12 protein-coding genes and 1 pseudogene are annotated in these 12,476 nt (G+C 53.3%); 8 read left to right on the top strand and 5 right to left on the bottom strand.

Annotation, left to right across the window (positions count from 1 at the left end; all coding sequences use genetic code 11):
• The first annotated feature begins 3 nt into the window (after positions 1–3).
• The 6 genes from ACWAU4_RS01005 to ACWAU4_RS01030 all read left to right on the top strand — a co-directional run bounded on the left by ACWAU4_RS01005 (position 4) and on the right by ACWAU4_RS01030 (position 5,651).
• Positions 4–765, top strand: coding sequence for a type II secretion system protein N (locus tag ACWAU4_RS01005; RefSeq protein WP_071238913.1), 762 nt, complete (start codon positions 4–6; stop codon positions 763–765).
• Positions 766–980: 215 nt separating this feature from the next.
• Positions 981–1,544 (top strand): ADP compounds hydrolase NudE, encoded by a 564-nt coding sequence (gene nudE, locus ACWAU4_RS01010; RefSeq protein WP_025010652.1) that lies wholly within the window; start codon positions 981–983, stop codon positions 1,542–1,544.
• 61 nt (positions 1,545–1,605) lie between these two features.
• A complete protein-coding gene (gene cysQ / locus ACWAU4_RS01015) occupies positions 1,606–2,418 on the top strand; it encodes a 3'(2'),5'-bisphosphate nucleotidase CysQ (protein ID WP_025010653.1) in 813 nt (270 codons plus the stop codon).
• 4 nt (positions 2,419–2,422) lie between these two features.
• The gene (locus ACWAU4_RS01020; protein WP_208241256.1) at positions 2,423–2,860 is read left to right on the top strand and encodes a GNAT family N-acetyltransferase; all 438 of its coding nucleotides are present in this window, start codon (positions 2,423–2,425) and stop codon (positions 2,858–2,860) included.
• Positions 2,861–3,174: 314 nt separating this feature from the next.
• Positions 3,175–3,789 carry a TetR/AcrR family transcriptional regulator gene (locus ACWAU4_RS01025; protein ID WP_045283931.1) on the top strand — a complete coding sequence of 205 codons (615 nt, stop codon included), beginning with the start codon at positions 3,175–3,177 and terminating at the stop codon, positions 3,787–3,789.
• The gene (locus ACWAU4_RS01030) at positions 3,780–5,651 is read left to right on the top strand and encodes an MFS transporter (protein ID WP_101060225.1); all 1,872 of its coding nucleotides are present in this window, start codon (positions 3,780–3,782) and stop codon (positions 5,649–5,651) included. Before ACWAU4_RS01025 ends, ACWAU4_RS01030 begins: the two co-directional genes overlap by 10 nt.
• 89 nt (positions 5,652–5,740) lie before the next feature.
• On the opposite strand, the gene mnmH is transcribed toward ACWAU4_RS01030, so the two are convergent.
• From mnmH to ACWAU4_RS01045, 3 genes are all read right to left on the bottom strand, one after another.
• Positions 5,741–6,856, bottom strand: a complete 1,116-nt coding sequence (mnmH, locus tag ACWAU4_RS01035; protein WP_025010657.1) for a tRNA 2-selenouridine(34) synthase MnmH — start codon at positions 6,854–6,856, stop codon at positions 5,741–5,743.
• Positions 6,853–7,896 carry a selenide, water dikinase SelD gene (selD, locus tag ACWAU4_RS01040; protein WP_045283933.1) on the bottom strand — a complete coding sequence of 348 codons (1,044 nt, stop codon included), beginning with the start codon at positions 7,894–7,896 and terminating at the stop codon, positions 6,853–6,855. The genes mnmH and selD overlap by 4 nt, the downstream gene beginning before the upstream one ends.
• Positions 7,897–8,028: 132 nt before the next feature.
• Positions 8,029–9,135 carry an acyl-CoA desaturase gene (locus ACWAU4_RS01045; RefSeq protein ID WP_025889498.1) on the bottom strand — a complete coding sequence of 369 codons (1,107 nt, stop codon included), beginning with the start codon at positions 9,133–9,135 and terminating at the stop codon, positions 8,029–8,031.
• Between the two features lie 143 nt (positions 9,136–9,278).
• On the opposite strand from ACWAU4_RS01045, the gene fabR reads away from it, so the two are divergent.
• Positions 9,279–9,893, top strand: a complete 615-nt coding sequence (gene fabR / locus ACWAU4_RS01050; RefSeq protein WP_025010659.1) for an HTH-type transcriptional repressor FabR — start codon at positions 9,279–9,281, stop codon at positions 9,891–9,893.
• Here fabR and ACWAU4_RS01055 read toward each other — a convergent pair.
• A pseudogene (locus tag ACWAU4_RS01055) lies at positions 9,833–10,171 on the bottom strand (transposase); the annotation flags it as partial. The gene fabR and the pseudogene ACWAU4_RS01055 sit on opposite strands and share 61 nt — an antisense overlap.
• A gap of 229 nt (positions 10,172–10,400) precedes the next feature.
• Entirely contained in the window at positions 10,401–11,504 is a 1,104-nt protein-coding gene (gene trmA / locus ACWAU4_RS01060) for a tRNA (uridine(54)-C5)-methyltransferase TrmA (RefSeq protein WP_045283934.1), read from the bottom strand.
• A 165-nt stretch (positions 11,505–11,669) separates the two neighbouring features.
• Between trmA and murI the strand changes: the two genes are divergently transcribed.
• Positions 11,670–12,473 carry a glutamate racemase gene (murI, locus tag ACWAU4_RS01065; protein WP_096142453.1) on the top strand — a complete coding sequence of 268 codons (804 nt, stop codon included), beginning with the start codon at positions 11,670–11,672 and terminating at the stop codon, positions 12,471–12,473.
• Positions 12,474–12,476 lie beyond the last annotated feature (3 nt).

Genomic DNA, 12,476 nt, shown 5'->3' on the forward strand with positions numbered 1-12,476 from the left:
GTCTTGAAACTGATTAGTAAAATAATACTCTGTGTGCTGATCTACCTGGCGTTTATGCTGGCACTCTTCCCTGCACGCTTGGCGGTTTCGCTGGCCCCCCTGCCGGCCAATTTGCAGCTTGGCGGTGTCAGCGGCACCATCTGGAGTGGCAGTATTGATGTGATTAAGTTGCAGCAACGTCAGTTGGAGCAACTGAGTTGGGAGCTCAGCCCCTGGGCGCTGCTGACCGGCAGAGCCAAACTGGACTTCCAACTGGGCAGCCGCGCCAGTGCCGTCAATGCCAAGGGCCAAGTCACCTTAGCTGCCGGCGGTATCAGCGCCGAGAAGCTGCGTTTTGAAGCTCCGGCCGAGTTTTTAATGGCCGGCAGTCGTCTGCCATTTCGCACTCAGGTAAGCGGTGATATCTCAGTGTTGCTCGACACCCTGGCGCAGGGGCAGCCTTGGTGTGAGGCGCTCAGTGGCAAAGTCTTTCTCAACCGGGTCGGCATCAGGAATCAGTTTGGCCAGTATCCTTTGGGAGACATAGAACTCGGCCTGCAGTGTGTTGCCGGTCAGGTGCAACTGGCGACTGATGAAGAGAAAAACGCCATAGGCGTGGCCGGCACCTTGCTGCTCAAGGCTAATGAACAACTTGAGGTCAAGGCCCGCATTCGTGAGACTCAGGCTCAGTCTGAAGATCTAAAAAAAGCTTTGCCATTTCTGGGCAAGCGAGATGCCCAGGGATATTTCCCTATCAATTACAACGGCAAGATCCCGGGCCTTTAAAGAGGCTGGCAGCCGGGTTTCTCTCGGCTGCCGTTTGTTCAGTTGAGCTTTCCCGTTTAAAACCCCTGCGGTAACCCGCCAGCGCTTGCATCCAAGTCGACTAATCTGAAAATTCCCATCGTCCTGACAAACTCTGCGGCTCTGTTATTTCGTGTGAATTGGTATAACATTGTAGCCTGAGTCACATTTTCAGTTTGTCAGCGTCAGAGGCCTCTATGACAGAGCGGCAGAAGAAGCCGGAAATATTGCACACCGAAGTTGTTGCCCGCAGTCGTCTGTTTCAAATAGAACAGGTACATCTGCGTTTCTCCAATCAAGAGGAACGCCACTACGAACGGATGAAAGGCGCCAGCCGCGGCGCCGTGATGGTGGTGCCGGTTCTCAATGGTGAATGGTTACTGCTGGGCAGCGAGTATGCCGCGGGTACCCATAACTATGAGCTGGGATTCCCCAAGGGACTGATCGACCCGGGAGAGACAGCCGCCGAAGCCGCCAACCGTGAATTGCAGGAAGAGATAGGCTATGGCGCCCGCAAACTGACTAAACTGAAAGAGTTAAGCCTGGCTCCCGGGTATTTCGCCAGTAAGATGCAGATTTTCCTGGCCGAAGATCTCTACGAGAGTCGCCTGGAAGGCGATGAACCTGAACCGATAGAACTGGTTCCCTGGCCCCTGGAGCGTTGGCAAGAACTGCTGGATATGAATGATTTTTCAGAAGGACGCAGCGTCAGCGCCTTGTTTTTGGCGATGAAACAGCTGAAACTGACTGAGTCACCCTAAAAAATTGGCCACACCCGGCCACTGACTTTTGCTTATCCGATGGAAGGCGTTTGGAGTAGTTATGAAGCCAGAAGAGTTGATAGATCACGTTATTGTCATTGCAACGGAAGCGGGACAGAAAATTCGCCAGATCTACCAACAAGGCAGTTTCAGCAAGGAAACCAAGGAAGACAACACCCCTGTCACTTCGGCCGACATCGCGGCCCATGAGATTATCTGCAGCAGCTTAAAGGCGCTGACCCCGGAGATCCCGGTTTTGTCCGAGGAAGCCGCCGATATTCCCCTCTCTGAGCGTAGCCAGTGGCGCCGCTACTGGCTGGTAGATCCCTTGGATGGTACCGGAGAGTTCATCGCCGGCAGCGGCGACTTCTCGGTCATCATTGCCCTGGTTGAGCATAACCGCCCCATCATGGGTGTGGTTTATGTGCCCATGACTGAAGTATGTTACTACGCCATAGCAGGTCTTGGCGCTTACAAACGTACCCTCCAGGCAGAGCTGAGAATTCACAGTAAGCAGTTGCCGAAAGAGCAGGACAATTCGTTGCGCCTAGCGGTCAGTCGGCGTCAGGACCCTCAGTCTGTGCTCAAGCTGTTCAACCAACCCAAGCATTGTGAACTCGTGGTGCTCGGCGGTGCGGCACTCAAGAGCTGCCTGGTTGCAGAGGGCAGGGCAGATTGCTATGTGCGGGTGGGCCCCACGGGTGAATGGGACACAGGGGCGGCGCAGATTATCATAGAAGAAGCCGGTGGCCAGTTGATGGATACCGAGCTGCAGCCCTTGACCTACAACGAGCGCGAATCGCTGGAAAACCCCAACTTTATCGTGGTCGGCTCCCCTAACCTCGAGTGGGACAAGATACTGGCCGGAGATTAATCGGATGCAGATAAGACCAATATCCAGAGCCGATCTGGATGCCGTATTGGCCTTGGAGTTGGCAACCTTCGGTGAGCACTGCTACCCGGACTTCTTCTTCCGTCAAGCACTGGATGCCTGGCCCACAGGTTTTCTGGGGGCCTTTGTCGACGGGAAACTGGCCGGTTATCTGCTGCGGGTGAGCGCTGAACAGCCGGGGCGACACTGGTTGCTGTCACTGGCCGTGTCTCCTGCACAACAGGGCCGAGGGATAGGCAAAAGCTTGCTCAGTACGTGCCTGGAAGACTGCCGCCATGGTGTCGATGAACTGCTACTGACGGTAGCGCCGGATAATCCCGCCCGCCATATCTACAGCCGCATGGGGTTTGAAAACCTGGGGCAGGAAGCCGACTATTTCGGCGTCGGTGAGCACAGGTTACTGCTGCGCTGGCAGGGTCAATAGGCGCTGGCACTTGTGGTTTGAGTGAACGCGCCTGGGCCGTGGTTGAAAACGCCCTTCGATTCAATATAGAGCCATATTCCCGAACCTTTGAATCTGTTTTGCACAGTGCGCCTTTGTGCTGGAGCCCTGATACGCTTGGGGCTCTTATGCTCCAGAGGCTGATCGCCCGATTTTCGTTAGCTTTTTTTGAAGATATTTTCCAAGGTTAATTAATGGTATTCAGCACGGGTGTCTAAAAAATATCATATTGTGAACATTGTTTTTTATTTTGAAGGCTGTTAGTCTGCTGCCATCTCTTCTCAGGAATGGACACTATGGCAAGACGCAAGGAACACAGTCATCAAGAGATCCGCCTCATGGCACTGGATGCCGTTGAACAGTTGTTGACGCAGGAGGAATATACCAGCCTGAGTCTTAGGCGGATCGCCTCCCAAGTGGGCTATGCCCCCAGTACCCTAATCAACCTCTTTGGTAGCTATAACTATCTGCTCTTGAGTGTATCCGCCAGGGTCTTGGGGCGTCTGCTTGAGCAAATGCAGTTGGTGTGCCAACAAACATTCACATCCGCTGAGCAGCAGCTGTTGGCGTTAGGTAAGGCCTATGCTGAGTTTGCCCATATCCAACCACAGGCATTTCGCTTGGTGTTTGCCTTACATCTGGGGCCGGAAGAACCTCTGCCCGAATCGCAACAACAGTTGATTGCTGAGCTGATAGGCTTACTCGAGCAGCAACTCGGTGACTTGTTGCCAAACTTGTCCTCATCCAAGCTGGCACTCGCCAGTCGCAGCTTCTGGAGCAGTATCCATGGGCTGACCGGCCTGGCGCTGGACGATAAGCTTTTCAGTCAGGCTTCTTGGTTGCAGTTACTGACATTTCAGGTGCACTTGTGGTGGACGGCAATGCAACAGGAGGAGGGAGCATGTTCCTGAGCAAACGATTTTTACCCTATTTTGCCACTCAATGTTTGGGGGCGCTCAACGACAACATCTACAAGAATGTGTTGCTGTTGCTGGTGACCTACAGCCAGGTCGATAACCTGCCGATGAGTGTCGATCTGTTTGTTAATCTGGCGGCGGGGATCTTCATCCTGCCTTTCTTTCTGTTTTCCGCCCATGCGGGCATGGTGGCAGACAATATGGACAAGGCGCTGATGATCCGCAGGTTAAAGCTGCTGGAGCTTATCATCATGTCCTGCGCCGCCGCGGCGATTATGGCGCAAAGCTATCTGTTGATGTTGCTGCTGTTGTTTCTTACCGGCACCCAATCGGCCTACTTTGGTCCGGTAAAATACTCGCTGCTGCCGCAGGCGCTTAGAGAGGATGAGTTGGTAACCGGTAATGCCTGGGTGGAAATGGGCACCTTCCTGTCTATTTTGATAGGCACCCTGAGTGCCGGGCTGCTGGTAACCAGTGACAACGGCCTGATGTGGGCGGCGATAACTGTATGTATGCTGGCCTTGGCCGGTTTCCTCTCCAGCCGGGCGATTCCATCACTGCCGGCGCCGTTGCCGATAGACAAGGTACGCTTTGCCCCCTTGTCCGGTACTTTGGCCAGTATCAAGCGGGTACGGCAAACGCCGTCAATCTGGATGGCGATTCTGGCGATCAGCTGGTTCTGGTTTTTGGGTGCCACCTACCTGACCCAGTTCCCCAATTTTGCCAGAGGCTCGCTGCACTCGGACGCCACTGTGGTGTCGCTGCTGTTGGCGCTGTTTTCCATAGGTATTGCGGTCGGCTCCTTTGTCTGCGAACGCTTCTCCTTTGGCCATGTAGAGCTGGGGTTGCTGCCTTTCGGGGTAGCAGGGTTAACCTTCTTTGGCTTGGATCTGCTGTGGGCCATTCCTGACTACAGCCAACTGCCGGCGGGATATCTCTACGACATAGCCGAGTTTGTCGGCCGCAGTGAACACTTCAGGCTGATGTTCGCACTGTTTATGGTAGGGGTCAGTGGCGGCCTGTTTATTGTGCCTCTTTATGCCTTTATTCAGTCTCGCTCGGCCCCCGGTGAATGTGCCCAGGCCATAGCCGCCAATAATATAGTCAATGCCCTGTTTATGGTGTGCTCGGCGATATTGTCGATAATATTGCTGGAGCTGGTCGGCCTATCGATTCCTCAGTTATTTACTCTGTTGGCGGTATTCAACGCCGTGGTGGCGTTGTATGTCTATAGCCAGGTGCCTGAGTTTACGCTGAGGTTTATCAGTTACCTGCTGAGCCATTTGTTGTATCGTCTCAAGGTTGAAGGCCGGGAAAATATTCCCAAGCAGGGGGCCGCCGTGCTGGTGTGTAACCATGTCAGTTACGTCGATGCCTTGGTGCTGCTGGGAGCATCCACTCGTCCGGTGCGTTTTGTGATGGACAAGAGCATAAGTGAAATGCCCTTGCTCAAGTATCTGTTCCGCCACGCCGGGGTGATCCCTATCTGCTCACCGAAAAAGTGCATTGATACCTATACCCGGGCCTTCGAGCGTATCCACCAGGCGCTGGCCAATGAAGAATTGGTGTGTATTTTCCCTGAGGGCAGGTTGTCTCCCGATGGTGAGTTGCATGAGTTTCGGCCCGGTATCGAACAGATACTGGCAAAGGATCCTGTGCCTGTGGTGCCTATGGCGCTCAAAGGTTTGTGGGGATCTTTCTTTAGCCACAAAGATGGACATGCCCTGACGACCCGACCAAGACGTTTCTGGTCAAGGCTTAAGGTCAATATCGCATCTCAGGTACCCGGCGCGGAGGAGAGCCGTCACTCACTGCAGCAGCGGGTAGCCGATCTGCTGGCCAAACCCGACAGCTGAGCGGTATTGCTGTTGAGGAAGGTAGGAGATAACGGACAGAGCCCGGCAGTTGCCGGGCTCTTCGGATTGAATCTCTCTTGCTTTTGAATTCATTCGGAGCGGTTTGACCGCCTCTCATCCAGCCACTGATGAATGGCCTGGCGGTCACCGCGGAAGATGATCCGCTCGGCCTTTTTCTCCAGCTGGTACTGATACATGGGGTCGTAATACTTCTCCAGCAGCAGTGAGATCCACTCCAGATGTTGCTCTGTAGTGTTGCGCTGCAGCTGGGTCTGCAAGCTTGAGTCGACCAACTGCAACAGTTGATCAGTTTGCTGGTGCCCAAGGCGCTTACGTATGCCCTCGACACTCTGACGCAGATAGGCGCCGAACACCGCCATGCCTTCTTCGGCGCCATAATGCTGTTCAAAACCCCGCTGCATCTTGTGCACATACTCATCCAGAAGGCGAGGGAGTCTGGCCTCCAGTGGCTCTTCCAGCACCAATACCTGGGCCTGTTGCATGGCACTGAAGAAGACTTTGGGTATGGCGCGGCGGCCAATCAGGAAGCTTTCATCTTCCAGCAGCAGGCAGGACTCTTGCCTCTCTTGATGCCTCAACAGTTCCCGAGCCAAGCTGTTTTCAAAATTGATCTGACTGGGCTGCGGCGTGACATTCTTGCCAAAGCTCGACCCTCTGTGATTGGCAGTGCCCTCCAGATCCACTGACTCGCTGCGACTGAGAATAAACTCTGTCTTGCCTGAGCCGGTAATACCGCTGAGGATCAACAACTGTTGCTGCTGCGGGGTGTTATCTATGGTATCGATAAGGTATTGGCGCATCGCTTTGTAGCCGCCCTGAATATAGGGCACTTCAAGACCGGCCTCGCGGATCCATTGCTGGGTCAGCTGAGATCTCAGACCACCCCGAAAACAGTAGAGGTTGGCATCAGGGTGGGCGCTGAAGAAATCCAGCCAGGCTTGAATACGTGCGGCCTTGATCTTGCCTTTGACCAGCGAATGGCCGAGTTCTATGGCGGCAGCCTGTCCATGCTCTTTATAACAGGTGCCCACCTTCTGCCTTTCGCTGTCGTTCATCAATGGCAGGTTGGTGCTGGCAGGAAAGGCACCCTTGGCAAACTCAACCGGCGCCCGCAGATCGACCAGGGGACGATCGGATAGGAAGATCTCCCGGTACTCTGCAGGCGCGATTATCTGTCGACTCATATAAGCTCCACCCACTGCTGACTATCGTCGCGGCAGTCGAGCGCACCTATGCAGTGTAGCTCCAGCCCTTGACCGGTCAGCAGTTGCTGCAGTTCTGCCTCACCCTCGGCGCCGACGGCGATAAGTAAGCCGCCGCTGGTTTGCGGATCGCACAGTAAGGCTTTTTGTTGCTCGGAAACCTCGGGGAGGTGCTCACCGTAGCTGTCAAAGTTTCTGTGGGTGCCGCCCGGGATACAGCCCATAGCCAGATACTCGGAGGCTTTTTCCAGCAACGGCAGTTTGGCAGTATCTATGCTGGCCTTGAGGTTGGAACCCTGACACATTTCCAGCAGGTGGCCTGCCAGACCAAAGCCCGTCACATCTGTCATGGCGTGAACCGCGCTTATCTTGGCGACTTCGGCACCTATCTTATTGAGTTGGCACATAGCTTCGGGGGCGATATTGACGTCCTGTGGCGCCAGCTTCTTCTGCTTTTGTGCCGTGGTCAGTATGCCAATTCCCAGAGGTTTGGTGAGATAGAGCTTGTCACCCGCCTTGGCGGTATCGTTCTGCTTGAGGTGCTCCAGCGCCACTGTGCCGGTGACTGCCAGGCCGAAAATAGGCTCAGGCGCGTCTATGCTATGGCCTCCGGCCAGCATGATCCCGGCATCCATGCAGGCTTGGCGTCCGCCATCCACTACCTGCTGGGCAATCTCGGGTGACAGCTTGTTCACCGGCCAGCCGAGAATGGCAATTGCCATAATAGGCTTGCCGCCCATGGCATAGATATCGCTGATGGCATTGGTGGCAGCGATACGGCCGAAAGTGAAAGGGTCATCGACTATCGGCATAAAGAAGTCTGTGGTGCTGATAATGCCCGTGTGATCATCCAACTGATACACGGCCGCATCATCCCGGCTCTGGTTGCCGACCAACAGGCGGGGATCTTTAAAGTCCGGCAGTTGAGACGCCAAAATGGTGCTGAGGACTTTGGGAGAAATCTTGCAACCGCAACCTGCGCCGTGGCTGTATTCCGTGAGTTTTACTGACTGATCTGACATAGCCGGGTCCCTGAGTGATTGAAATAACCCCTGATCATAAACAGAAACGGCCGCAGTACAAGCCGACCGTTTCACAACTCAGGTAAATTCTGTTAAGCCGATCGCCAGGCCTTGGGAGGCTACGACAAGGTTTTAGGCTATGCTGGCTCGCAGTTGGCGCCATTGTTTTCGTTGGGCGCGAAAACGTAAACGCATTTCCGCCACCTGAGACAGCAGATGCTTATCCGCCAACTGCTGCTTGCGGGCCTCAAGCAGTGCCTTCTTGGCTTCAAAGTAGGCCAGCAAGTGGCTCTTCAATTCCTCGTATTCTGCCTGCAGCTTTTCCAGGATTTCCTCGCAATTGGGCAGATGGGCTACTTTATTCTGGGCGCGCTTGAGTTGCATCTGCAGTTTGGCGGCTTCGATGCGCTCCTGAGGGCTCTTGCGCAGGTCTTTGGTCAGGCCAAACCAGGACAGGAAACGGATCAACCACTTGGTGGGGTCGTAATGCCACCAGTGGATACCATTGCGGTAATCGTTTTCAAAGATATGGTGGAAGTTATGGTAACCCTCACCATAAGTAAACAGTGCCAGCACACCGTTGTCTCGGGCGGTGTTACGGTCTGTATAGGGTTGCTTACCCCAGATATGCGCCAACGAGTTGATAAAAAAGGTGCAGTGATGCACTACCACCAAGCGGAGCAGCCCAGCCAGCAGCAACATCGACAGGATATCGCCGTTCAACCAACCAAGCAGAGCGGGGAGGCCCACATTCATCAATAGCGCCAGCAGCAGATAATGCTTATGCTGCCACATGACTATGGCATCGTTTTGCAGATCTCTGACGTTGTTATAGTCGTGATAACGTTGTGCCTGATATTCCCTGAGCATCCAACCAATATGGCTGTACCAGAAACCCATGTTCGCTGAGTAGGGATCCTTGTCATTGTCATCCACATGCTTGTGATGGATACGGTGATCCGAAGCCCAATGCAAGGCACTGTTCTGCAACGCCAGCGCACCGCCCAAGGCAAACAGGAAACGCACGGCCGGGTGAGCCTTATAAGCCTTATGTGACCACAGCCTATGGTAACCGGCGGTGATAGACAAACCACTGGCGAAGGCCAACAGTACGAAGGTGAGCCACTCGCTGAGCTCAAAGCCATGGCTGATGCCTCGCCAAGGCACCAGAATACAGGCACCGGCAAACGTCAGCAGGAAGAGGATCAGGTTGGTCCAGATGAGGGGAGGTTTTTTCATTATGATGACTTCCAAAACGCTTTAAGCTAACAAGTGTACGCTAAGTTGCTATTGGAGCACAATCACAGTGACACCAGCCGAGGATGTGATTATTGAGTAAAGCCTGTATTATTTGCGCAACAGATCCAGTGAATGGAATAAAGATGGGTATCAGAGCACAGCAGAAAGAGAAAACCCGCCGCGCCTTGGTGGATGCAGCATTCAATCAACTGAGTGCCGAGCGCAGTTTTTCCAGCCTGAGTCTTAGGGAAGTGGCCAGGGAAGCCAATATAGCGCCAACCTCTTTTTACCGTCATTTCAAGGATATGAATGAACTGGGGCTGACCATGGTCGATGAAGGTGGCCTGACGCTGAGACAGATGATGCGTAAGGGACGTCAGCGCGCCGAAGCCGGCGGCAGTGTTATCCGCATCTCGGTCGACACCTTTATGGAAGTACTGGAATCCAACCCCAACGTATTCAGGATCCTGCTGCATGAACGCTCGGGCACCTCGGCCGCCTTTCGTGCCGCTGTGGCGCGGGAGATTGAACACTTTATCTCGGAACTGGCACACTACACCGAGGACACCGCCGGCCGCAGCCCTGAGTTGGCCAGGGCACAGGCCGAGGCATTGGTGACTCTGGTGTTCAATGCCGGCGCCGCCGCCCTGGATATGAAACGTGCCGATCGCAAGATTCTGGCCGACCGACTGGTGACTCAGCTGCGAATGGTGGCAACGGGCGCAGAAGCGTTGCAGCAAAAGCGTGATAGCCGCTGATAAACATTTGCCAAAACAAAAGGGCCTTTCGGGGCCCTTTTGTTTGGTTCATCGTGGAACTCTGGGGAATGCCACTCTGACTTCCAGAAAGGAGTATTCGGTATCCCGGTAGCCATAGCCCATTCGCTTCCGTAGTTTGATTTGTTGTTCATACCTTCCAGTTGGCAGGTGTGTAACGGATGAGCCGCAGAAGCAACTATGCCATGAAGATGGTTTTTAAGACACTGGCCAAATTGGAGTAACGGCCTGATACCGCTCTTTCTGACTTGTTGCCTCCAGAGGTTCCATTGAGCTAGGCGTCAGCTTCATCTGTGCTGTCCCACATCTCTTTGAGTTGCTTTGGTAGTCCTCCCCTATTTAACTGCAGTTAAAAAGGAGAGGAGAACTGGAAGGTGACGCTTATGCAGCGCCAGCAAAGCCGTTTTGCTAGTAGCTTTGCAGGTTCTGGAGTCTTTTATCCTATCGGTTAGTGTCTTATTGGGCTTGCTACACCAGTCTCATCCTAATCTATAGGCTTTTCCTGGAAAGCAATACGCCCGCTTCCATGTGGTCGGTATAAGGGAACTGATCAAACAGGGCAAAGCGTTTGATCTCGTGAGTGTGACTCAACTGTTCGAGATTGTCGGCCAGGGTTTGCGGGTTGCAGGAAATATAGAGGATGGACTCATAGCCCTGCACCAGATTGACAGTATCGGGATCTAGGCCGGCTCGCGGTGGATCAACAAAGATGGTGTTGCAGTCGTAACTCTTGAGGTCAATTCCTTCCAGACGCCTGAAGCTACGCTCCCCCGTCATGGCCTGGGTAAACTCCTCCGCCGACATACGAATGATCTGCAGGTTCTCAGTGCCATTTTGCTCAATATTGTATTGAGCGGAATCGACCGAGGGTTTAGCTAACTCGGTTGCCAGCACCTTGTTGAAGTTTTGTGCTAGGGCGATAGAGAAGTTACCGTTGCCACAATAAAGCTCAAGCAGATCGCCACTACTGTGACGGGTACAGTCTATCGCCCACTCCAACATCTTGGTTGCCACTTGGGCATTGGGCTGGGTGAAGCTGTTTTCCACTTGTTTATAGATGTATTCCTGCTGGTTGACTTGCAGACGTTCGATGACGAAATCTCTGTCCAACACAAACTTTTGCTTGCGGGCTCGACCTATGATGTCGACCTTGAACTCTTTCTCGAGTCTCTGTTTCAACGCCTTGGCTTCATTGAGCCAGTTATCATCCAACTGCTTGTGATACAGCAGTGATACCAAAATCTCGCCAGACAGAGTAGAGAGGAAGTCTACTTGAAACAGCTTGTGTCTCAGTATGCTGTTGGGGCGCAGCTCGGCCATCAGTGCCGGCATCATTTGATTGATTAGCGCGCTGGCGGGCAGAAACTGATCGCAACGAACCTTGGCTTTTTGCTGTTGGTCAAACATATAGTAGTAGAGATCATCCCCGTCATGCCAAACCCGGAATTCTGCTCTCATGCGGTAGTGTTGCTGCGCTGAGGGAAACACTTCGAGTGCCGGTGGAGTGAAGCGGGCAAAGGCCTGTTCCAGTTTGAGGCGCTTTTGTTCCAGCTGCGCATCATATTGACTTGGGTCCATTGCTTCTAAATTCATAATATTCACTCTTGGCTTCAAACGGGGCGCAAATATTATACTACGTGGCGCTGATGTCCAGTTTCGCACCTTTGTGCTTTTGTCCAAGCTATGAAAAAATAGCGTTTCATCCGCCGTTGTGGCTTCAAGCCACGACACCCTTTGTATATCGCTTAGAGGCTCAATTTGTCGCGACCCATACTGGTTTTTGACTCAGGCATAGGTGGCTTGTCTGTGCTTGGGGAGATCCGCAAGCTATTACCACAGAGACAGTATTGCTATCTGTTTGATAACGCGCGCTTGCCTTATGGTGAGTTGGCGGAAGCCGAGTTGATAAGCGGATGCGTGGATTTGGTTGTGACCATGGCCAAGCAGATAGATGCCGCGATAGTGGTCATTGCCTGTAATACAGCCAGTACCTTGGTACTTCCCGAGTTGAGAGCTCAGCTAACAATCCCGGTTGTAGGTGTTGTCCCGGCTATTAAACCGGCGGCAGCCATCTCCAAACGCAAGCATATAGGTTTGTTGGCCACACCTGGCACGGTCAAAAGGGCTTACACCAAAGAGTTGATCAACCACTTTGCCTGTGATTGCCAGGTAGAGCTCTTTGGCTGTTCTGAACTGGTGCTGCTTGCGGAGGCCAAGGCGGCTGGGCTGGCTATAGATGTCGCAGCAATAAAGAAGTTACTGCAACCTGTTATCTACAGTGAACTGGATGTGCTTGTGCTTGGTTGTACGCACTTCCCTATGCTGAAGCCTGAGCTACAACAAATACTGGGTGATGATGTTGAACTATTGGACTCCGGCGAGGCGATAGCGAAACGGGTAAAGAGTCTGCTGCAATATCAGCAGGAGCCGACTGCCTCACAACAAGCAGATAGTGAGTGGGCCTTTTACACCAGTGAGAAAATTACCGAAGGATTGAAATCAACGCTGGCCGAGTATGGTTTTACTCAAACGGCCAAGGCCTCGACCAGCGTGATGACATAGAAC

It is taken from the genome of Shewanella sp. FeAMO, assembly GCF_053653955.1.

Bases quoted from the DNA above. Each gene is read 5' to 3' on its own strand.
- nudE (WP_025010652.1), top strand. From the start codon at position 981: ATGACAGAGCGGCAGAAGAAGCCGGAAATATTGCACACCGAAGTTGTT.
- cysQ (WP_025010653.1), top strand. From the start codon at position 1,606: ATGAAGCCAGAAGAGTTGATAGATCACGTTATTGTCATTGCAACGGAA.
- ACWAU4_RS01020 (WP_208241256.1), top strand. From the start codon at position 2,423: ATGCAGATAAGACCAATATCCAGAGCCGATCTGGATGCCGTATTGGCC.
- ACWAU4_RS01025 (WP_045283931.1), top strand. From the start codon at position 3,175: ATGGCAAGACGCAAGGAACACAGTCATCAAGAGATCCGCCTCATGGCA.
- ACWAU4_RS01030 (WP_101060225.1), top strand. From the start codon at position 3,780: ATGTTCCTGAGCAAACGATTTTTACCCTATTTTGCCACTCAATGTTTG.
- mnmH (WP_025010657.1), bottom strand. From the start codon at position 6,856: ATGAGTCGACAGATAATCGCGCCTGCAGAGTACCGGGAGATCTTCCTA.
- selD (WP_045283933.1), bottom strand. From the start codon at position 7,896: ATGTCAGATCAGTCAGTAAAACTCACGGAATACAGCCACGGCGCAGGT.
- ACWAU4_RS01045 (WP_025889498.1), bottom strand. From the start codon at position 9,135: ATGAAAAAACCTCCCCTCATCTGGACCAACCTGATCCTCTTCCTGCTG.
- fabR (WP_025010659.1), top strand. From the start codon at position 9,279: ATGGGTATCAGAGCACAGCAGAAAGAGAAAACCCGCCGCGCCTTGGTG.
- trmA (WP_045283934.1), bottom strand. From the start codon at position 11,504: ATGAATTTAGAAGCAATGGACCCAAGTCAATATGATGCGCAGCTGGAA.